This is a genomic window from Moorena sp. SIO4A5 (assembly GCF_010672005.1).
In the GTDB taxonomy this organism is placed as follows: domain Bacteria; phylum Cyanobacteriota; class Cyanobacteriia; order Cyanobacteriales; family Coleofasciculaceae; genus Moorena.
This window is the reverse complement of the sequence record NZ_JAAHHZ010000109.1, coordinates 1-20,015: the sequence shown is the minus strand read 5'-3', so window position 1 is coordinate 20,015 and position 20,015 is coordinate 1. Positions and strand designations below refer to the sequence as shown.

Here is a 20,015-nt window from a genome sequence, read left to right as displayed (position 1 = left end):
TGTACCCTGGCTCAGTTGTCTCTGGCATGGTTGATGTCTCAGCCACAAACTAATGCGATCGCAGGATTCCGAAATAGTGCCCAAGCTATTGACAATGCTCAAGCTGTTGAGGTTAAGCTGTCTGCTGCTGATGAGCTACAAGACATTGATCAGATTGGACGGCTGGTTACAGACCATTTAGATGATAATCCAGTGATGTGGGATCTTTAAGGGACTGCTTAAACCTGACTTCTTGACCTCAGCGGTCAGCGGTCAGCGGTCAGCGGTCAACTTATTTTATTCAAAAGCTCTCTTAGCCTGGCTTACTGCCAATGGCTGTTCGCGTAGCGTGCGCGTAGCGCATAAGCTGAAAACTGAAAACTGAAAACTGAAAGCTGATTGCTGAAAGCTGATTGCTGAAAGCTGATTGCTGAAAGCTGATTGCTTACTGTCAGTAACTAAAACTATTTCCCAGATAGTCTCAACAACTATCTGGGGATTAAAGGTAATTACCGAAGATAACCCAAGTTGATCAATTTAGGCTATCCAGTGATCAATCCTCCTTTGCTTCTTTAACTAATTTGGTTATCGCTTCGATAATTGTTTTTGAGTACACGGTTAAGGCAATGACTGCAGCCACTGCTGTTCCACCTTGGATCAGGGGGATAAGTGGAGCGCCAGGAGGTGTATCGGGAGTTGATGCACCTGTTGATGTATTAACAACCTGGCTAACCTCCACATTGAAATGGGGATTTTGATGTGATATCATAGGGAGTTAGCGGCCCTAGAAGAGCCGAGGTAGTTTGTATTCGTTGTTAGAAGGACAGCAGCCAGAAACGGCCTGCGAAACTGATTCTGGCTGAGTCTTTCTAGTATGAAAATCTGCAACTAGTCCACCTATATGGCAACCAGGCAAAACACAGCCAATCACACAGATACACGGTGGTACACATAGCAATGACTACGAGCATTGAAGGCTAAAACACTCCTCCACTTCCCTAAGTTATAGATTTACAACTTTGAGATATTTATGATAATGGTTCCTATAATTATATAACGTAAATGGTGATAATCTCACCTAGGGGTGTGTTGGCGTAGCCTTCTAGAAGGGTAGAAGAGTTATTGGTATGACTCACTGGCTTTTGAAGAATACCTCTTACATCGACCATTTCCAGATTTGGAGCATTACCAAGCGCTGCCAATCAGAATAATGAGTCGATTGTTAGATCCAATCAGACTACAAAAAATCTGAAATGCCAAGCTTTTGGGTATAGCTATATAAAGCTTACCAGTAAAAATACTATTGTGTCAAGTCTGATTGGATCTTACATTAATCATAAATGATGACTTGCTGTAATGTCAACACAATTCCTTCACATTCTCGGGATTAAAATTAAAGTTGTTGTAAATTTTGACCATTGGTAGTGATTAACATGTAGTGATTTGGCTACAGTCTGGTCAAAGTAACAGGAGCTAAAATCACTACTTGTGTACCACTACCTGACCATTAAGGGGTGAGAGGGTGCATCTAACTTTATTTTGCAAACATACTCCGATGGAAGCATAAAACACAACTCTTGTTCCCTGAATTATAGATTTAAAACTTTGAGATGCTCCCCTTACTTAGAACCTTTTGATAGCAACCCCTGCAGCTCAAATGCTGGTACATTAGCCAGTTCCTTCGGTTCTAATTTATACATCCCTCCACCATAAACTCTACCCTCATCAACCATAGCTTTCCCAGTAATTTGATTAAGCGCTTCTATCAGCAATTTGTCCAAGTTGGGATTTTCGTTTATGGCGTTTTCCAAATCTGGCTTGGGGTAGAGAATAAGATATGAGTTGGTAACAATTGCTTTTGATTGGTTGAGAATAAATATAACTTGACGTTCATCAAACAATGGAAAGTGCGACCATTTATTTTCAGAAGTCAATACTTTCCAACTAACGTCTTTTTGCAGGGCTGGCTTGTGGATGGTTCCGCCAAAGGTGAATTTAACGTTATGGTTTTTATCCGATTTTTTTCGCTTGAACCATACAACAGCTGAGGAAACTAGAGCATTATCAAATTGAACGTCACTCTATCAAATTTCACTAGTAGTGATTTTAGCACCCGGAACCTTCACCAGAGCGTAGCCAACTACCTGTGCAGTCGGGTTTGTAGTGCCCCCCCGTTCGCTTGCTCCATCGCCTCTTGTCGCCACGAAGCCAGTTGGGTTCCGTCAATATATCGTCCAGCCATTCTTACCTCCGGTTATAACTAGCGTTAATTAATAGCGCTCTGTCTTCATCCCCTAATTCCGGAACGCCAGAATTTGTACTCGATTAGGAATATTATAAGATAATCTTATCAACCTAGTCGTTGATAAGATTATCTTATAATCGAATATCACCGCTTTTTGTAAATCGCCAAGAGTTCGCTATTATTTGTACCTTGGAAATCAAATCCCGCTTCACTTAACATTTGCCGATAAGCCTCTGGCTTGAAATAAGTAAGCGTTAGCTGTTCTTGAGCCATAATTTCTCCATCTTTCTTAAATAAATAGCTTTTTTTGATGGTATAATAATCCCTAGTATCTTCCCCTTCCTCAATAAACTGGGAATAGACAATTCCCGCTGACAGGGATTTATCATAGTTCTCGTGTGGTTTTTGCCGGTTGAGCAATAACAATCCTCCTTCTCGTAAGTGGCGAGCTAAATTTTTCAACCCTTGACGGTTGGCTTCAACATCGGGAATGTGACTCGCTAATTCCCATCGATCACCCCAATCAAGAAATCCCCACACTCCTCCATTAGCGATCGCCCCATCGAATGTTGCCTTTAAGTCCATTGTGATCGCATCAGCTTCAATCAATTTAGCCCAATTTCCCAACCGTCTTTTGGCAATTTCAATCATGGATGGGGTAAAATCGATTCCTGTAAACTTGCAGGTTGGGTCGATCTTCATGTACTGTTCTGCCAGTAATGCCGTTCCTACACCTAACTCAAGAAGCTCACAACCATCACCCACAATCGAGTGTACTTCCTTAGCCATCTTCTGATAGTCGTAGTAACCAGATGTCATCAATAGATCGTAATACTCGGTAATCCCTGTATATTCATTAACCATTTTTTTTATACATTTAACGAAGGATGAACTCAAGGATCATACCATCTGTGATCAGTTAAGACAATAACGTATTTATAGATAATCTCAGCATTTCTAGGGCTAATAGCTTTACTGATCAACCTATGGCAGAGGCAAATAAACAATGCGGTCTTGGTACTCATTGTCTTCAGAGGCAAGAGCTGCTATGATTAACTCCTCAAGGTTTTCTCCAATAGTCAAATTAGGGTTAAGAATAAAAATACCTGGTATGTGGTGATCTTGTGCTAGGTGGTCAGTTAAGTGAACTGGCATGGAAGTCCGGTTATTGGTTACCAGCACAAAGTTATTCTCCTCGCACCAGTCAAGAATTTCTGGATCTAGAGTACCTTTAGGTGGTGTTTCCGATTCTCCCACCACTTTGATCACAATACTGGGTTCTCTTCGTCTAATTTGTGTAGGATAGAGAGAATTAACATTTTCATCAATTAGATAATTAAGACTCATTCCCTTGTTGCCTAGCTTTTCTTGTTGCTCTTAATTGGCGCAGTTTCTCGGAAACAGGAGGCGGATTGAGTCGTTGCTGCTCCCTCATGGTGTGACCATGAAAAATCCAGTTTTTCATATATTCGCTCACAGCGTTTTGATTTTGCAGGTAATAGAGAATAGTAGCGTAGACTTGTTCTAGAGTTAATGATGTATAAGCTTGAGCAATTTCTTCTGGGGTTTTATGACAGTCTAGATAGTCATATAATATAGTTTCAATACCAATTCTTGTTCCTTTGATGCGAATATCAGTAGGAGCAATAAAGTTGAAATAGTCTGTTAAAGCTTGATTTGACATGATCGTTAGGTCAATAAACTAGTAAGTTTGGCAGTCGTACACAAGTAGTGATTTTAGCTCCCGAATCCTTTACCAGACCGTAGCCAAACCACTACTTGTTTATCAATACCCCTAGGGCGAATAACCTTCAAGATTACTACCACATAATCGCTCCAACAACTCCCTGGGAATAGCATCGAAATTTTCCAACAAAAAGTCCATCAGGGCAAGATGTCGTAACACGTCAGCACCAGGAGCTTTATAGCGCTTATTTCCAGCAAACCAGCTGTTAACTGTACTGATGGAGCGGGAGCAGATTAATGCTATGTCTTCTCGACTAACCTCCCATTTCGACATGAATTCCTTTGGTGTCATCGCCAGTTGCCAGTTACTGTACAGTTGAATCAGAATTCGGTCTAGGTCAGTTAGGGGACGAGGATAGGATTTTGGGCGAGGGGGTTTCTTCCCTGATAGTTGTGCCAGGCGATCTAGGTATCGCTGATAGTAGATAGCATGATCAGTTGAGCGTTTATTTGGCATCATGGAATTATCTCCGATATCCTTGGGGAATAAGCCGCGCTGTTGGAATGATGGTCTCAAGCGCGGCTTTTTGTCCGATAATCATATCGAAACACCAGACATTTTTATTATTACCAATAAAGCCCACATTGTCAAGATATTTTTGGCATTATTTAACAATATTTAACAATATAAAATTTTAATGTTGGCAATTTTAACGATTAGCTATTAACGAAATTTAAAGAAGTAATTTCATCAAATTAAATCAAGTAATATAGCATTTTTTAAATAGCTGATCCAATAGACAATATTGTTTCCCTATTGTCTATTAGATCTTGCCTTTTGCCTTTTGCCTTTTGCCTCTTGCCTTTTGCCTCTTGCCTTTTGCCTCTTGCCTTTTGCCTTTTGCCTCTTGCCTACTCCCTACTCCCTACTCCCTACTCCCTACTCCCTACTCCCTAACAATACATTTCGCCTCCAAAACCACCAATCCCTGAGTTTCAAACACCGAACAAGATGCCATCACTTCTTCCAAAGCAGGTTTTATCCCTTGTTCAAGTTGTTGAATAGCATTATTAGCTGCTGGCTGATACTGCTTCAACCACTTGCGATCTTTAATAGCATCAGCCTTTAACTCAATTGGGTTTAGTACCCAAAAATCAATATCATACTTTTTAATAAACTCCTTAACAACGGAGAGATTAGCACTATATTGAGCATCAATTAAGTCTAGAGTTCGTTGTCGAAATTTCTGATAATATCCGACGTGGTAAGGAATAGCATACTCACTCGCTACCAAAACCGAACGCTGAGCAAAGGTGGGGATATTATTCATCTCTGGAGACAGAGAAGCAATTAAGCTATCTTTCGGTTGTTGTTGAAAAAAGTTATACAAGGATGGAGTATCCCCGACTTTATAGGCAGTAATGGGAAAATCATCTACAAAACTAGGATAGAATACTAAGGCTGCTGCAATTATCGTAGTAGTTGCTATCGCCAAAACGTTAGGTATAGAAAAAATACTAGAAAAACCAGAGTTAGAAAAACCGCTTTGGCTAGGCTGGCTTGCCCACTTAAAGATGCTATCAATCAGAATGATAAAAACTATGCCAGCACTTAGCACCATTATCACTCTCAGACTATGTTGAGTATAGCGACTAGGAAGATGTAATTTAAATAGCAAAACATGAGCAGCAACAAACATCCCGAGAGACGCTATCACCATCTGGAGCAAAAGGGTAATTTCTTTACTGATCTGCTTGACTAAAGGAAATTTATTGGGAAATAATGGCAAGAGCAGCAGTAAAAATCCCGCTGCATTAGTAGCTGGAGTAAGAATCGAAGTCAGACGAATTCCGCTTCTACCTTTTAACCAAAACTTAGCGGGATCATCGTCATAAAAAAAACGCGATCGCCCCCCTGGAAAAAACTCTGGTAACTGTCTGGCTTCAGCGACAGAAATCACTGGACCAAACTCATTGGTTTTGAGAGCATAGGGCAGCATCACCAAAAAGGCTACTATCAAACCGGCCAAACACAACCAACGTCGCTCTTGGGATAACCCTAACTTACCATTGCGCCATTCAAATAGTCGTAAAACTAAGGTACCGGAAGAGATAAAGACTAACTGGGGATAGAATAGACCTTGGAGTGCGATCGCACCCAAACAAAACCACAATGACCCCCGCACTAGGTAATACATAAACCCCAACAATAGGGGATAGACAAACGCCTTCGGTGTTCCAGACACCACCGTATCAGTCATACCCAACGCTTGAGACAGCAACAGGGTAGCACTAAAGGCAGCTGCCGGTACTGGCAACAATTCCAGACATACCCAAAAGCAATAGCTAGCGCTAACCAGATTCAACACTACCGGTAAGAGTTTGTTAAATAGCAATGGATTAACACCCAATGCTGCTATCACTCGATAGACTGTAGTGTAGCCAGCTGGAGCAACCGTTTGAAAGTAATCAGCAATTAAGTCTTTAGGAAACAGCTCTGGATCAAGAAATCGCATCATCCAAAATATATGTTGTCGAGCATCATCTTGGACAATATACTCACCGCTGAATGCTTCCCGTAGTGCTAGGAAGCTATACACTACCGTAAAGGTTAGGCTGAGGCTAAACCAAAAGATAACTTGAGGAGTAAATCGTTTATTACAAGGAGTTGTTAGGAATCTGTGAATAGGGGTAATCATTTAGTCAAGGGAATAGGGAATAGGGAATAGGGAATAGGGAATAGGGAGTAGGCAATAGGGAGTCGAGAATCGATAATAGGGAGTCTGGAATCGGGAATCGGGAAAAAATCTGGTGTATTTAATTACTATGAGAATCCTTATTCTAGTCAATTAAGATCACCTTAAACCGGTTAACCTACCCGAAGGCAACGCCAAAGGCGAACAACCTTTAACCAAATAATCCTGATTGAGTACAAAAAGGTAGTAAGAATAGTAGTGGTACGTTTGTACCTGGAATTCAAGGGGATAAAGACCTTTGTGATGCTGTTTCTTAACGCTCCTTGTTTCTATCAGGGCTATTATTATGCCAATACAGGTGGTTAGATGTCCAAAGTTGCTCCAATTAACCACTTGACATCAGCTATCCCACAGGGCTTTCTGGATAGGGAAGTTAATTCTTGGCATGTTGATAACCGATGAGTGCTTTCTGTTTTCAAGCTTGCCCACTCCCTCTGTTTTTGTCAATCCTCTCTATTCCATTGGTATGAAACGATTATAGTATATTACCTACGGAGCCAATGACAATCAAGAATACCAATTCCAAAAATCACTCTATCAACCTAATTCTTTGTGGATTAGCTTTCCAGTTTATTCCGTTATTAACTCTTGGATTAATTTCACAAAAAAATGAAAGGTTTTTAGCCTCATTGTATCCACCTTTATCTCTACTCATTATTTTACTGATTTTAGGATTACTATTATATGGATATGTGCCTCTTGTCAAAGGGTGCCGTCTATATATTCACGACAAGGGATATCCAAGTAATTGGGGATGGTTAGGATTATTAAGTATTTGGGGCTTATCAGTCTTATTCCTTTTTCCGACAAAGAGAAATAAACTTTATTCAGAAGAGTCATTGGCTAAAGACTCAATAAATCACCCCTTTAATAAGCTTAATATCCCTGAGTTTTTATTATTTTGGTTTCTAGGTTTCCCAATTTACATCTTGACAATAGTCGGATTATTTGGCTTGGTGAATAACAGGGATTTTAGCGAGCTTATCGAAAATGCCGATTTTAACGCAGTAATCGGTGTAATTGTATCGTTATTTATCGGATTATTTTTATTTTTAGAGATCCGAAGAGTTGGATTCGATTTAAGAAAATTTGGTATTTTTAATTTGGGTATTTTAAAGCACCAAAAAAATCTAAAGTTAATTATTTTTATAGTTATTATAGAATATGCTTTTGCTTGGGGCTTTTATTCGCTGAATTTATATTATATTTCATTTATTTTTCCAGATTATGTTGAAAAATTCATTAATGAATCATGCTTCACAAATGTTATAGGGCTAATATTTTGTAGCTTTTCAGCAATTGTTTGTGCTCCGTTGTTGGAAGAGCTTATTTGTCGTGGAATAATCTTGCAGAAGTGGGCAATGAAATGGGGGATCAAAGCCGGAATATTTACCTCATCTTTATTATTTGCGATTTTCCATTTGCGATTCGATATTGTAGGCTTGTTCATTGCCGGAACTATATTTTGTGTTCTCTACTTTAAGACTGGCAAATTAATAGTCCCAATCCTTTGTCATAGTCTTTACAATACTATTGTAACAATTTTTAGGATTCGACACTACTATAGTAGCTCAAACGTTGACTTCATTTCGGTAAACGATTATCGAGCTTCAATGGAACCATTATTAGGTCAAAAAGCAATTGTAGCAGCTATATCGTTTGCCGTTATCATGGTTTTTTTATATCGAAATTTTCCTAAACAAGATGACATCCTTCCCTACTATAGAAATCCTAAGTGATTGTTGAAAATTGTAAGGAATCCAACGGGTTAAATTCACCTGTGCTGTTTGGATTAGCGCTACCATCATCCATAAACAGGCATCTTGGTGGAACGGGCATCTTGCCCGTTTCATTTCCGGACGGACTATCCCAACCCTGGCCACGAGGCGAAACATAAGAGCAAGTCCGCCCCTAATACCGAGTTGCATTCAAAGATAGTAGATGGGGAGATGGGGAGATGGGGAGATGGGGAGATGGGGAGATGGGGAGATGGGGAGATTGGGGGCAGATAAAGTTGTACCTTTGATCGCAACTTAGTATAACACACCCTACTTCAACTTTTGGTGGTGCGTTACGGGGCGGACTATCCCAGCCCTGGCCACGAGGTGAAACATCAGGGCAAGTCCGCCCCTAACACACCCTACTTCAACCTTGGCCTTTGGCCACGCTACGCGAACAACCTTGGCCTATTGGCCACGCTACGCGAACAACCTTGGCCTATTGGCCACGCTACGCGAACAACCTGCTAACTTTCAACCTGCTAACCTCCAACCGCTTAACCTTCAAAAAAAAATCCCCCCAATCGGGGGGTAGTGCATCAAAACTTTGTTAAGAAAACTGTGGCGAAAACTAATTAATCAAATACACGATTACAAACAGAACAATCCACACCACATCAACGAAGTGCCAGTAGAGTTCTGCGGCTTCTACACCAAAATGCTCTTCACTGGAGTAGTGCTTTGAATTTAGCGATCGCATTAATACTAACATAATTAACCCGAGTCCGCAAGTAACATGAAGACCATGGAAACCAGTTAAGGCAAAGAAAGAACTGGTAAATAAGTTAGTAGTCAGACCAAAGTCTACATGGGTGTACTCATAGACTTGTCCTCCTAAGAACATCGCACCCATCAGAGCAGTGATTCCAAACCAGAGTCGCAAACCAGAGACATCATTCTTCTTAATAGCACTCTGGCCCCGGTGCATGACGAAACTACTAGTAATCAGGATAATGGTGTTAATTGTTGGCACCAATAATTCTAATTCTGTACCCTCTGGAGGCCAAGCTGGCATGGTCGCTTTATAAATTAAAAAAGCGGCAAACATTCCCAAGAAGGTCATACTATCAGCAGCTAGAAACACCACCAAACCAAACATCCGAAAATCCGGATGCTCCTCGTGATGTACCTCTGCCGCCTCAACCTCATGATGATAGTTGAGGCTAGTTTTAGACGGATCTATCGTTGAGCCTTGCATAAATTCCTTTGAATTAATCTTCTTCAGCTGACATTTGTGCCTGTTGAGCTTCGATTATGGTAAGTTAGGAGGTTGAAGGTTAGCAGGTTGAAGGTTGAAGGTTAACAGGTTGTTCGCCCTTGGCGTTCCCGTAGGGTAGGTTAACAGGTTGTTCGCCCTTGGCGTTCCCGTAGGGTAGGTTAACAGGTTGTTCGCCCTTGGCGTTCCCGTAGGGTAGGTTAACAGGTTGTTCGCGTAGCGTGGCCAAACAACCTTCAACCAAACAACCTTCAACCTTCAACCAAAACAAACCTTCAACCAAACAACCTTCAACCAAACAACCTTAAACCCACACTTACCCAACATCTCCTTTAACTTCAACCAGCAACTCCTCGACCTGTTTATCGGTGTCAACACTATAACTGTCGATACCGTATTCGTAAGGACCGGACCACAAAATGGGTTCCTCGTCAAAGTTCTCAATAGCAGGAGGAGAGGTAGTTTGCCACTCTAATGTCAGAGCTCTCCAAGGATTGCGACCAGCGATTTTACCACGGTTCACACTCCAGAGGATGTTAATCACAAAGGGTATGGTAGAAACCGCTAGAAGATAGGAGCCAATAGTGCAGATCATGTTGAGGCTTTGAAACTGGGGGTCATACATAGCAACCCGACGGTTCATACCCAATAGACCTAGCTCATGCATCGGCAAAAAGGTCATATTTAGACCAATGAAGGTCAACACAAAGTGAATGCGTCCTAAGGTTTCGTTGACCATTCGCCCGGTCATTTTGGGGAACCAGTGATAAACTGCGCCAAATAATCCGAGCACACTACCACCAAATAGAACGTAGTGGAAGTGAGCGACAATGAAATAAGTGTCATGAACATGGACATCAAAGGGAACGGAAGCGAGCATGACACCGCTGAGACCCCCAATCAAAAATGCCGAGATAAAGCCCATACCAAAGAGCATGGCACTATTTAAGCTGATTTTTCCGCCCCAAATCGTTGCCACCCAGCTAAACACCTTAATCCCTGTGGGCACAGCAATCAGCATGGTGGCAGCCATAAAGAACATCCGCAACCAACCAGGAGTGCCACTAGTGAACATATGGTGCGCCCAGACAATTAGTCCTAGGAAACAAATCAACATACTGGAGTATGCGATCGCACGATAGCCAAAAACCGGCTTACGGGCATGCACCGGTAGGATTTCGGAAATTACCCCAAAGAACGGTAGCACCATGATGTACACCGCCGGGTGGGAGTAAAACCAGAACATGTGCTGGTAAACAATTGGGTCTCCTCCCCCAGTCGGGTTAAAGAAATTGGTGCCAGCAATTAAATCAAAGGACAGGAAAATTAACGCTGCTGCTAGGACTGGAGTACCAATCAAAGCTAGGATTGAGGTTCCTAACATTGCCCAGCAAAACAGAGGCATATCATGAATAGTCATGGTAGGTGTGCGCATCTTCACAATAGTGGTGAAGAAGTTAAGCGCCCCTAGCACTGAGGAAGTCCCGATCACCAGGATGCTCAGAATCCAAATTTCTTCACCCACCTGAGAACTAATCAAGCTCAAAGGGGGGTAAGAGGTCCAACCGGCTTCGGGAGCACCTACGAAAAAACTACTCATTAACAGCAAACCCCCCACAGCATTCATCCAGAATGCCACCGCATTCAGCTTGGGGAATGCCATATCCTTTGCCCCAATCATCAAGGGAATCAGATAGTTAGCAAAAGCAGCACCAGCCGGGATAATCCATAGGAACAACATAATTGTTCCGTGCATGGTGAACACTCGGTTGTAGGTTAAAGGGCTCAATAAATCCGGGTCTGGTGTTGCCAACTCAGTGCGAATTAATCCAGCTAATGCGCCACCGATGAAATAGAACACAAATGAAGTGACCAGGTATTGAATCCCAATCACTTTATGGTCGGTATTGAAGGTGAAGTAATCTTGCCAACGCCGCTCATGTTCTTCAACATGACCAGCATCTTTGACAGATTCCGGTTTTTCTAATTGCGTCGTCATGGGATAGTGGAGGTGTGATGGACTAAAAGGATAGGCAAGAGGCAATAGGCAAGAGAATGAAGAATGAAGAATGAAGAATGAAGAATGAAGAATGGAGAATGGAAAATGGAGAATGGAGAATGAAGAATGAAGAATGGAGAATGGAGAATGAACTAATTCTAAATTCTTAATTCTAAATTCTTAATTCTAAATTCTTAATTCTAAATTCTTAATTCTAAATTCTTAATTCTAATATGAACTTATTGGATAATTCCAGGATGATGGTGAGAGTGGTCTAGGTGTTGGAGAGTTTGGGAATCAATACCCATTTCAGAGGCATAGGGAGCCAAGAACTCACCCTCTGACATGGTCGTAGGATTAACAGCCACCGCTTTTTCCATGGTGTCTGCACTAGCGAATTGATTTTCCTGAACCCAGGCTTGATACTCTTCCGGTGTTTCAACGATTAACCTGGTTTTCATTCCTCCATGGTAGGACCCGCAGAGTTCAGCACAGATGATCGGGTAATCACCCACTTTAGTTGCTGTAAACCCTAGTTGACTAATCCGACCTGGGATAGCATCTTGCTTAATCCGAAACTCTGGCAACCAGAAGGCGTGGATCACATCGTTAGCTTCGATATTCAGCTTAACCGGTTGTCCAACTGGGACATGCATTTCCCCAGACATAACACCGGTTTGAGGGTAGGTGAAAATCCAGGCATACTGCATACCAGCGACATTAACCTCTAGGGGTTCACCTTGACCTTCTTGTCCTGGAGGCGCTCCAATACCTAGGGCAACTGTGCCTTGACCTGGAACCATGGCAATCAGACTTTCATTCCCCTCTTGCCCAGATGGTGACATCTGATGATTGTGGGCAATTTCCTGCTGATGGTGGTCATGAGAAGCCATGGGATCCAGACCTCCCATAGCGTTGTAGACCTCAAAGCTATAGACAGCTAGGACAAAGACAATCACCGTCGGGATTGCGGTCCAAAGGATCTCTAGGGGGATATTGCCATGGGTCGATGGCCCATCGGTTTGGTCATTTTTTTGTCTACGAAATTTGATGACTATTAGGATAAGTGCCCCTTGGATGAGGATAAATAGACCAGTGGCAATGGTCATCATCAAGTTGAACAGACCATCTACATCACCGGCTTCTGAGGAGGCGGCTACTGGCATAAGTCCATGATTCTGACCGTACCAGAGACTAATCAGGGTTATGAAAATGCCAGCAATAAGGGTTGAAATTTGGCTTGGAATGTTCACGAGATTAGGGTTGAATACTTATATCAACAAAAGTAACAGGGATTATCAAGGCAGGCGAGGCACGAACCGATTTAGTGTCCTAGAATGTCAGGGCATGGCTATATTTTTAAGGAAAATCAGCCTTCTGGTGAGCTACTCCGCCCATAGTGTCCACATTACAGACAACAATTCTGATGGCCTGCTAGCAGTGACGGGCGTGAGTAGAGGATATTAGAGCAAGCTTGGCTTGCTCTATTAACTACGGTAAAGCAGCTAAACAATTGATTGGGTCACACCTAGAGATTTTTAGACTTTTTTTTAGGATCACTGGCACAGCACCCGAAAAATTTCAACAAAACTTAAGATTTTATTCAATAAAACTTAACATAGCTAAAAAAAATATAAAAAAGTAAATCAATAGTAAATCATTGAGTCCAAGTAACTGTGACCCTTTAGGGCAGGGGAATAGCAATCTGAAAAATCTCTAAAGCTTCAGAAATTAAGGAAAAGGCTGGTTACAGTGGTATAGGAATAGAGATGATCTTTGAGATTGGCAATCTTCTACCAACGAAAATGAGCCACTACTCGGGATTTGATTAACTTAGTTTGCATTTTCCTATTGCAGATGGCTATAGCTCAATCGGCTCTTGATCAGAATCAGAATGATGTAACCTCCAACAACCTGACCCAGCCTCAGGCCAGGATTCGGAGCTTGGTGTGGAAAATTGCGATCGCTACCTTGCTGTTGATGGCAGTAGGCAGTGCTACCAGGGTGATGAATGCTGGTCTGGCTTGCCCAGACTGGCCTTTATGCTATGGTCAGCTGGTGCCAAGCCAGCAGATGAATTTGCAAGTATTTTTAGAGTGGTTTCACCGCCTTGATGCTGCCTTGATTGGTATTAGTGCGATCGCTCTCGCTAGCTTATCTTGGTGGCATCGGCGGGATTTACCCAACTGGCTGCCCTGGATATCCACATTTGCTCTAGGGCTAATTATTTTTCAAGGAGTCCTGGGGGGACTGACGGTTACAGAACTGCTCCGGTTTGATATCGTCACTGCTCATCTAGGAACAGCACTGCTATTTTTCTCAACTCTAATCGTGATTGGTACACTGCTGACCCCCTATCAAGGGACAGGTTCAGTTGGGAAGTTACCTTGGCTGAGCTTAACCGCAGTGATTTTTGTTTATCTACAAAGTCTATTAGGTGGACTAGTCGCTTCCCGCTGGGCAGTGCATCAGTGTTTTGGCGGTACACAGCTGTGTACCGTGATGAATAGCCATATTGCTGGTGTGGTGCCAGCGACCGTAGCAACTGTCGCCGTCGTGGTGATAGCATCCCGGACACCAGCCCTACATCCAGTACTGCGAAAGTTAGCTAATCTAGCTGCTAGCTTGGTAGTTTTACAGATACTCCTCGGTGTTGCTACCTTCCGGTTAAGGCTACAAGTGGAACTACTAACTATCTGCCATCAAGCAGTGGGAGCAGCATTATTAGGAGTACTGGTAGGGTTTACAGTCTTGGCCTTACGTGACCGCGCAAGTGTGGAGTGCCAAAGTCAGTAGAAGCAAAGCGAGAACCTATGAATTATGAAGGATTAAGTGTGACGTATCCAGTGTGATAGCTGGCAAGTAAACTATCAAGTCCGGTTTTATAAGTTGTATATCAGCTAAATAGAATCGGAAGATTGAGCCGCTAGGGGATCCCATCTTGAAACTATGATCTGGGGACCGTTATCTACTTGTCGGTCTACTTGTTGGTCTACTTGTTGTTGCTAACGATGCTATAGGTGCGCTCTTACCATTAAGAATTAAATTCGCCACGGGTCGCACCTCTGGAAAAGATTAGACCATAAGAAGTATACCATGAATTGGTTGCTCAACAACCCCTATGTTGTTATCTTTCAAACTTCACCCTTGGTCCTTCATCCTTAATGCTTCCTCCTACCCTACGGGAACCCTAAGGACGAACATGCTTAACACTTGAGACTTTTTAGAGAAGGAATTGGTGAATTGAATGCTTGGGACTAGTTTAACCCGTCAACATGAAAACATAAGAGAGGTTATTCAAAGTTACTATCAACTAACAAAGCCTCGAATTATTCCACTACTATTAATTACGACAGCAGCAGGGATGTGGTTGGCATCCGATGGACAAGTCGATCCCATATTATTGCTAGTTACCCTGGTCGGTGGGACTTTGGCCGCAGCATCTGCCCAAGTACTTAACTGCATCTATGACCGTGATATCGACTATGAAATGTTGCGCACCCGCCACCGTCCCATTCCTTCTGGGAAAGTGCAGCCTCGTGATGCCTTGCTGTTTGCGATCGCATTAGCAATACTCTCGTTCACCCTGCTAACAGTCTTCGCTAATCTCCTTAGTGCCTTACTAGCGCTATCTGGCATTATCTTCTATATGCTCATATACACTCATATCCTCAAGCGCCACACTGCCCAAAACATCGTCATTGGTGGTGCAGCAGGAGCAATTCCAGCCCTAGTGGGTTGGGCTGCGGTGACAGGAGAATTGAGTTGGGCCCCTTGGTTACTATTTCTGATTGTGTTCTTGTGGACACCCCCTCACTTCTGGGCGTTAGCGTTAATGATTCACGAGGATTACGCCAAAGTTGGGATACCGATGTTACCGGTAGTAGCTGGTGAAGAGGTTACTGTTCGTCAAATTTGGTATTACACCTTATTAGTCGTCCCCACCTCCCTATTGTTGATCTATCCCTTAGGAGAATCGGGCGTCGTTTATGGAATAGTTGCTATTCTTTTGGGCAGTATTTTTATCAAAAAAGCATGGTTGCTGCTTAAGGAACCTACAGATAATCAACTTGCCCGGTCTATGTTTAAGTACTCAATTCTCTACATGATGTTATTGTGTACCGGTATCGTAGTAGATAGCTTACCGATGACCAGGGAAATTACTGCAACTGTGGCAGAAAATTCCCTAGTTTTGATTCAAGCAATTTCCACAGTATTGGAGCAGGTAAGTATTAACTTAGTTTAGGGTTTTGGCTGGTAAGCTAATGCGCTACGCGCACGCTACGCGAACAGCGATCAGCTATCAGCTATCAGCGATCAGCTAATGGCTACCTCCCAGCGTCGAAGCCTGTTCCACCGCTAAGGGAAGGGCTGATAGCTTAATACTTACGTTTAATGTTACTTACAATAGGGTTGGTGAATTAGCTCAGAGCTGTAACAATTCGCCAACCCTATTGATATTTATACTCTAGGGATCCTAAATCAAGTGTGATAATTTTTGATCCGAATTTCCCTACTCCCTACTCCCTACTCCCTACTCCCTACTCCCTACTCCCTACTCCCTACTCCCTACTCCCTACTCCCTACTCCCTACTTAGGTCCGTAGTAAAAAGCAATCTCTTTGTCTTTAAGAGGGGTAAAATCAGCATCGAGCAGCATTTGATTGAGTTCTGCTTGAGGGATATGCTTCGCTCCAATCCGCACAATTCTCGATCTCATGGTATTGCTAACACCGCTCCGTTGCCGTTGAGCTTCCAACCCCATCACTTGAGTGTAAAGGTCTAACTTAGCTTTGGGGATTGGGGAGCCATCTAAATCAATTCCCTTTGCGATCGCGTCATCAACCGCATCAGCACCTGTAGTGTTCTTAGTCTGGGAATTAGTTTCGGTAGACATGGTAAGCTCATATTTATACATACGACAGTATTTTACAAGGTGTCGGTTTCCTTAACAAAGAGTGAAATTAGATTCAAAAGTCCCTCTTATTAAGGGCAGGGCGATTTCATTCTGGCAAAAACATAGATGGGTACCCACCCCTAACCTCCAGGAGGCAGGGCTGTTTCATTCTTGCCAAAAATAGTTTGAATGCCAACTGCTATATTCCCTGCCTCCCTTAATAATTCCTGTTCCATAAAAAACCATAATTGTGTACTTAATAAAATCGCACGCTATATGTTCTCCCGCAATCTCGCCTTTATCATCGGCATCAACAACTACCAAAACGGCATTTCTCCCCTGAACACCGCCGTAAACGATGCCAAAAAACTAGGCGTTGCTGATTATGGGTATGGTTTCGCCCCCCTAGCCCCCCAATTCTGGGGGGAACAAAACTCTTAAAGTCCCCCAAAGTTGGGGGACCAACGGGGGCTTTAATAAAACCAGATAATCGCGCATTCATTCCTTAATTCAGCAAGGCCCATATTTGACCAAGAACTGTTTCTAGTGTTAAAAAATTTTATCTTCTGCAACTACTTCTTTACATCGTCAAAGAGATGGCGATCGCTCACATTAGAGTTATTCTTCAGATAGTCACAAACGCGATTACCCCTTTTTCATCCTGAGTGATTCATCGCCTTAACTGCTCGTCTCAAACAGACAAGCACTCTGTGGATAAAAGTCTTGTCTTCTAATTCGTGATCGTCTTGAATACCTAGTTAGTGTTCTGCTAATTGATCAAAGAGCTTTCAAAACGAGCATCAAATTTCTCTAAAAGCTTGTTCATTGGGTATGTTGAGATATCATTTGTATCCTGCCCTTCCTGATTGCATTTGCCTCGGTGTGCTAGCTTATCTAGTTGATCAGGTTTGTCACTGTAATCTTTCCAATACCCTCCTAATCCAACAATAATGACTTTCCCACCGTTCGATACAAACTGCTCAATTGTCTTTATTTCATCATTTTCCAGATTGCCCCATGCATTTCCAATGATGATAATATTGGCGTTTGTATTTTGAATTTTTGTGCTATTAATAGGTGCGGAAATTTCCTTGGTTTCATACCCCAATTTTTCCATAATATCGGCTATTTTGTAACCTTTTAAATCATTATTTAAAGTCAAAAGTTCGCAATGATCACTTGACATTAATACTTTTTTATTGCCATTAAGTCCATTGATATAATTAAGCACTAAAAACATAAAAGTACTATAATTTGTATTTGATAAAAGTCCATGATGTGCAATCGTGAATACTTGCCCCTTATTATACTTACGTGACATGGCAAATACCTGATTTTTTTCGTTCAACAGAGTTCTCCAAGGGGCTTTATTGAGTGCCTTTACCTCTCCACGAACTGGATTGTTTTCAGAAGTGGGGTTAATGTTCAATACAGTATTGATGGAAAATTCCGCTAGTACTTTGATAGAGTCGCTTTGGAATTGCTCAGATGCGGAGTTGAGTTGCTGCAACTGATTAAAACTAAAGATGCTCAATCCACTCAGAGCGAGAATCACGACCGTTAGGCTAATGAATCGACGGCTATCATTTCGCCTTTTTTGCAGAGTACGCCGCACAAACTCAGCTTCTACTTGGTTAAGCCAGTTATCATCGGATAAAGATACCTTTTTCAACAAATCAAGACGAGGGTTAGCATGCCAAAGAAACTTTGCCTTTTGTTGGCTTTTCCACTCCTGGGCTGCGGGAGTCAACCGCCGTTGTAGAAGTAAGCTTTCTTCCTCGTTTTGTTTCCATCCCAGCAATCTTTGCCATCCCCGTACTAAAGCATCATGGGCTGGTTCGACATTAGGATTCCCCTCAGCATCTTGTCCAATAACCAATAACCGTGCTGTGCTAAAACGCTGAATTACTTCCTTCACTAAAGCATTTTTCGCTGGTGGATATTCCAATTCCGATAAAGGTACCCGCCTACGGGCTAATTCACCCCCACCTAGTGCCACCATCCGCAGCATGACATGACGGATTACTTGGTCATAAGCGGGATTTTCTTGAACTAGCAAATGATACTCCTGATCAGCCCTTTGAGTTAGCGATCGCATTACTCCCCCCAATTCAAGATAATCTTCTTGAGTCAGCGCCCGGTCAATGGTGATTCCTCTATATTGTGCCTGCCTTTGTCGCCTTAAGTATTTCAGATAAAGTTCGCTCAAGGCAAAAGACAGCAGGGGCAATCCTCCGGGCATATCCGCCACTTCATCAATTAATTTTTCTACTAAATCGTGGGGTTGAAAATACATTACCCGTGCTTGAGCCGGTTTTTCTATCGCTTCGTTGAGTTCCCCTCGTGTCATCGCCGGTACAATAAATCGTCCACTTTGCCAAAGATTTATCAGTACCTTAGTTCCCAATTGATTTAGTACTTCCGGTGCCAACTTTAAGCCCACATCTGTGATTTGGGGTTCAAAGTCAGAACGTAGGGTTAATACTACCCGTAATTTATCCCCATGGGCATTTATGGCTGTGAGTATCTGTTGGAAAAACTCCTGACGCTGATCATAGTTTTGACAGAGTGTAATAATTTCTTCGCTTTGGTCAATAAACAGTAATAACTTAGAGTTTGGGTTATTTTTTGCCCAAACATCAATGCTCATTGCCAGGTTATGCTGGGGGTTTTGTGGCTCAACCAAGGGTAACTTAGCTTCAGTCAGCACATTATTTAATGGTTCCAAGGGAGTCTCACCAGGACGGATGGGTGGCAAAATACACCATTTCTCGGTATTATCTTGCCGTAGTTTGGGAATTAATCCTGCCTTGACCAAGCTAGACTTACCCGAACCGGAAGCACCCAACACCACTGTCAGGGGATTAGCTTTGACAAAATCCTGTAACTTTTCCACTAGTAATGTTCTACCGAAAAACAGTGAACTGTGTTTCTCGTCAAAGGAGTTTAAACCGCGATAGGGATTTTGTGATTGATCCAAAGGTGGTGCGGGGGGTAAATTAAGTTCATGTCCGGGAGAAAGAAAGATATATTCTCCCTTATCGTGCTTATTTAAACACCAAATACCAGGGGTTTGTCGCAGACGGCATTTTTCTGTGGGTATTTCGACTCGATCCCGTAAATGTAAATATAATTCGGTGGCTGTAATTACCCCATCTCCAGGCGGTTTACCATTGGTAGCAGGAGGATAGATATCTGCTCCACCTTCGAGGGCTTCTAATAATGCCGCTGCAAAAGGGGAATGATTGCCGACTTGACCGCGTACGCTATCTAAATAGAAGTTATCTAAAGCCTTTTGGTCAGAAGCTGAAGAAGTAATGATTTGCCAGGCTGGGTCAGTAATAAAACGGTCGTATCGTTCTTGGTGAATTACTTCTGGCGATGTGAGTAAATCCCTAGTATTCGACCAACGGAAAGCACCAGCAAAACAGCAGTCGAGGATACCCAAGAAATGACGACA

At 42.5% G+C, this 20,015-nt stretch carries 22 protein-coding genes; 8 read left to right on the top strand and 14 right to left on the bottom strand.

Features of this window, described 5'->3' with window-relative positions:
- Positions 1-210: aldo/keto reductase (locus F6K57_RS25750; RefSeq protein WP_293071424.1), on the top strand; the 210-nt coding region annotated here is incomplete at its 5' end.
- A 322-nt stretch (positions 211-532) separates the two neighbouring features.
- On the opposite strand, the gene F6K57_RS25745 is transcribed toward F6K57_RS25750, so the two are convergent.
- From F6K57_RS25745 to F6K57_RS25720, 6 genes are all read right to left on the bottom strand, one after another.
- Positions 533-748 (bottom strand): hypothetical protein, encoded by a 216-nt coding sequence (locus tag F6K57_RS25745; RefSeq protein WP_293026548.1) that lies wholly within the window; start codon positions 746-748, stop codon positions 533-535.
- An 850-nt stretch (positions 749-1,598) separates the two neighbouring features.
- Positions 1,599-1,913, bottom strand: coding sequence for a hypothetical protein (locus tag F6K57_RS25740; protein ID WP_293071423.1), 315 nt, complete (start codon positions 1,911-1,913; stop codon positions 1,599-1,601).
- 455 nt (positions 1,914-2,368) lie between these two features.
- Complete coding sequence (locus F6K57_RS25735; RefSeq protein WP_293043142.1) at positions 2,369-3,088, bottom strand: class I SAM-dependent methyltransferase; 720 nt, start codon at positions 3,086-3,088, stop codon at positions 2,369-2,371.
- Between the two features lie 120 nt (positions 3,089-3,208).
- Positions 3,209-3,571 (bottom strand): DUF5615 family PIN-like protein, encoded by a 363-nt coding sequence (locus tag F6K57_RS25730; RefSeq protein WP_293043144.1) that lies wholly within the window; start codon positions 3,569-3,571, stop codon positions 3,209-3,211.
- The gene (locus tag F6K57_RS25725; protein ID WP_293043145.1) at positions 3,561-3,908 is read right to left on the bottom strand and encodes a DUF433 domain-containing protein; all 348 of its coding nucleotides are present in this window, start codon (positions 3,906-3,908) and stop codon (positions 3,561-3,563) included. Before F6K57_RS25725 ends, F6K57_RS25730 begins: the two co-directional genes overlap by 11 nt.
- A 111-nt stretch (positions 3,909-4,019) precedes the next feature.
- Positions 4,020-4,430: a hypothetical protein gene (locus F6K57_RS25720; RefSeq protein WP_293043147.1), complete on the bottom strand. Its 411-nt coding sequence runs from the start codon at positions 4,428-4,430 to the stop codon at positions 4,020-4,022.
- Here F6K57_RS25720 and F6K57_RS25715 point away from each other — a divergent pair.
- Positions 4,429-4,593, top strand: a complete 165-nt coding sequence (locus tag F6K57_RS25715; protein WP_293043149.1) for a hypothetical protein — start codon at positions 4,429-4,431, stop codon at positions 4,591-4,593. The genes F6K57_RS25720 and F6K57_RS25715 overlap by 2 nt on opposite strands.
- Before the next feature lie 264 nt (positions 4,594-4,857).
- Here the strand turns inward: F6K57_RS25715 and F6K57_RS25710 are convergent, their stop codons facing one another.
- Positions 4,858-6,609: a hypothetical protein gene (locus F6K57_RS25710; RefSeq protein ID WP_293043151.1), complete on the bottom strand. Its 1,752-nt coding sequence runs from the start codon at positions 6,607-6,609 to the stop codon at positions 4,858-4,860.
- The gene (locus tag F6K57_RS25705; protein ID WP_293043153.1) at positions 6,610-6,759 is read right to left on the bottom strand and encodes a hypothetical protein; all 150 of its coding nucleotides are present in this window, start codon (positions 6,757-6,759) and stop codon (positions 6,610-6,612) included. It lies immediately after the preceding gene.
- A gap of 407 nt (positions 6,760-7,166) precedes the next feature.
- Between F6K57_RS25705 and F6K57_RS25700 the strand changes: the two genes are divergently transcribed.
- From F6K57_RS25700 to F6K57_RS25690, 3 genes are all read left to right on the top strand, one after another.
- The gene (locus F6K57_RS25700; protein ID WP_293071422.1) at positions 7,167-8,405 is read left to right on the top strand and encodes a CPBP family intramembrane glutamic endopeptidase; all 1,239 of its coding nucleotides are present in this window, start codon (positions 7,167-7,169) and stop codon (positions 8,403-8,405) included.
- Positions 8,406-8,489: 84 nt separating this feature from the next.
- The gene (locus F6K57_RS25695) at positions 8,490-8,678 is read left to right on the top strand and encodes a hypothetical protein (RefSeq protein ID WP_293071421.1); all 189 of its coding nucleotides are present in this window, start codon (positions 8,490-8,492) and stop codon (positions 8,676-8,678) included.
- A 54-nt stretch (positions 8,679-8,732) separates the two neighbouring features.
- Positions 8,733-8,915, top strand: a complete 183-nt coding sequence (locus F6K57_RS25690; RefSeq protein ID WP_293071420.1) for a hypothetical protein — start codon at positions 8,733-8,735, stop codon at positions 8,913-8,915.
- 100 nt (positions 8,916-9,015) lie between these two features.
- On the opposite strand, the gene F6K57_RS25685 is transcribed toward F6K57_RS25690, so the two are convergent.
- The 4 genes from F6K57_RS25685 to F6K57_RS25670 all read right to left on the bottom strand — a co-directional run bounded on the left by F6K57_RS25685 (position 9,016) and on the right by F6K57_RS25670 (position 12,912).
- On the bottom strand, positions 9,016-9,642 hold the full coding sequence (locus tag F6K57_RS25685; protein ID WP_293026530.1) for a heme-copper oxidase subunit III: 627 nt from the start codon (positions 9,640-9,642) through the stop codon (positions 9,016-9,018).
- 79 nt (positions 9,643-9,721) lie between these two features.
- Entirely contained in the window at positions 9,722-9,943 is a 222-nt protein-coding gene (locus F6K57_RS25680; protein WP_293071419.1) for a hypothetical protein, read from the bottom strand.
- Between the two features lie 33 nt (positions 9,944-9,976).
- Complete coding sequence (gene ctaD / locus F6K57_RS25675; protein WP_293043157.1) at positions 9,977-11,659, bottom strand: cytochrome c oxidase subunit I; 1,683 nt, start codon at positions 11,657-11,659, stop codon at positions 9,977-9,979.
- 239 nt (positions 11,660-11,898) lie between these two features.
- Positions 11,899-12,912 (bottom strand): cytochrome c oxidase subunit II, encoded by a 1,014-nt coding sequence (locus F6K57_RS25670; protein WP_293071418.1) that lies wholly within the window; start codon positions 12,910-12,912, stop codon positions 11,899-11,901.
- A 604-nt stretch (positions 12,913-13,516) separates the two neighbouring features.
- Between F6K57_RS25670 and F6K57_RS25665 the strand changes: the two genes are divergently transcribed.
- Together F6K57_RS25665 and F6K57_RS25660 are read left to right on the top strand one after the other, a co-directional pair.
- The gene (locus tag F6K57_RS25665; RefSeq protein ID WP_293071417.1) at positions 13,517-14,455 is read left to right on the top strand and encodes a heme A synthase; all 939 of its coding nucleotides are present in this window, start codon (positions 13,517-13,519) and stop codon (positions 14,453-14,455) included.
- Positions 14,456-14,906: 451 nt separating this feature from the next.
- Positions 14,907-15,905 (top strand): heme o synthase, encoded by a 999-nt coding sequence (locus F6K57_RS25660; protein WP_293047650.1) that lies wholly within the window; start codon positions 14,907-14,909, stop codon positions 15,903-15,905.
- Positions 15,906-16,249: 344 nt separating this feature from the next.
- Here F6K57_RS25660 and F6K57_RS25655 read toward each other — a convergent pair whose 3' ends face one another.
- Complete coding sequence (locus tag F6K57_RS25655; protein WP_293026518.1) at positions 16,250-16,555, bottom strand: DUF4090 family protein; 306 nt, start codon at positions 16,553-16,555, stop codon at positions 16,250-16,252.
- A 189-nt stretch (positions 16,556-16,744) separates the two neighbouring features.
- Between F6K57_RS25655 and F6K57_RS25650 the strand changes: the two genes are divergently transcribed.
- Positions 16,745-16,996, top strand: a complete 252-nt coding sequence (locus tag F6K57_RS25650) for a hypothetical protein (protein WP_293071416.1) — start codon at positions 16,745-16,747, stop codon at positions 16,994-16,996.
- Between the two features lie 328 nt (positions 16,997-17,324).
- Here F6K57_RS25650 and F6K57_RS25645 read toward each other — a convergent pair.
- On the bottom strand, positions 17,325-20,015 hold a 2,691-nt coding region (locus F6K57_RS25645), incomplete at its 5' end, for a DUF4350 domain-containing protein (protein ID WP_293071415.1).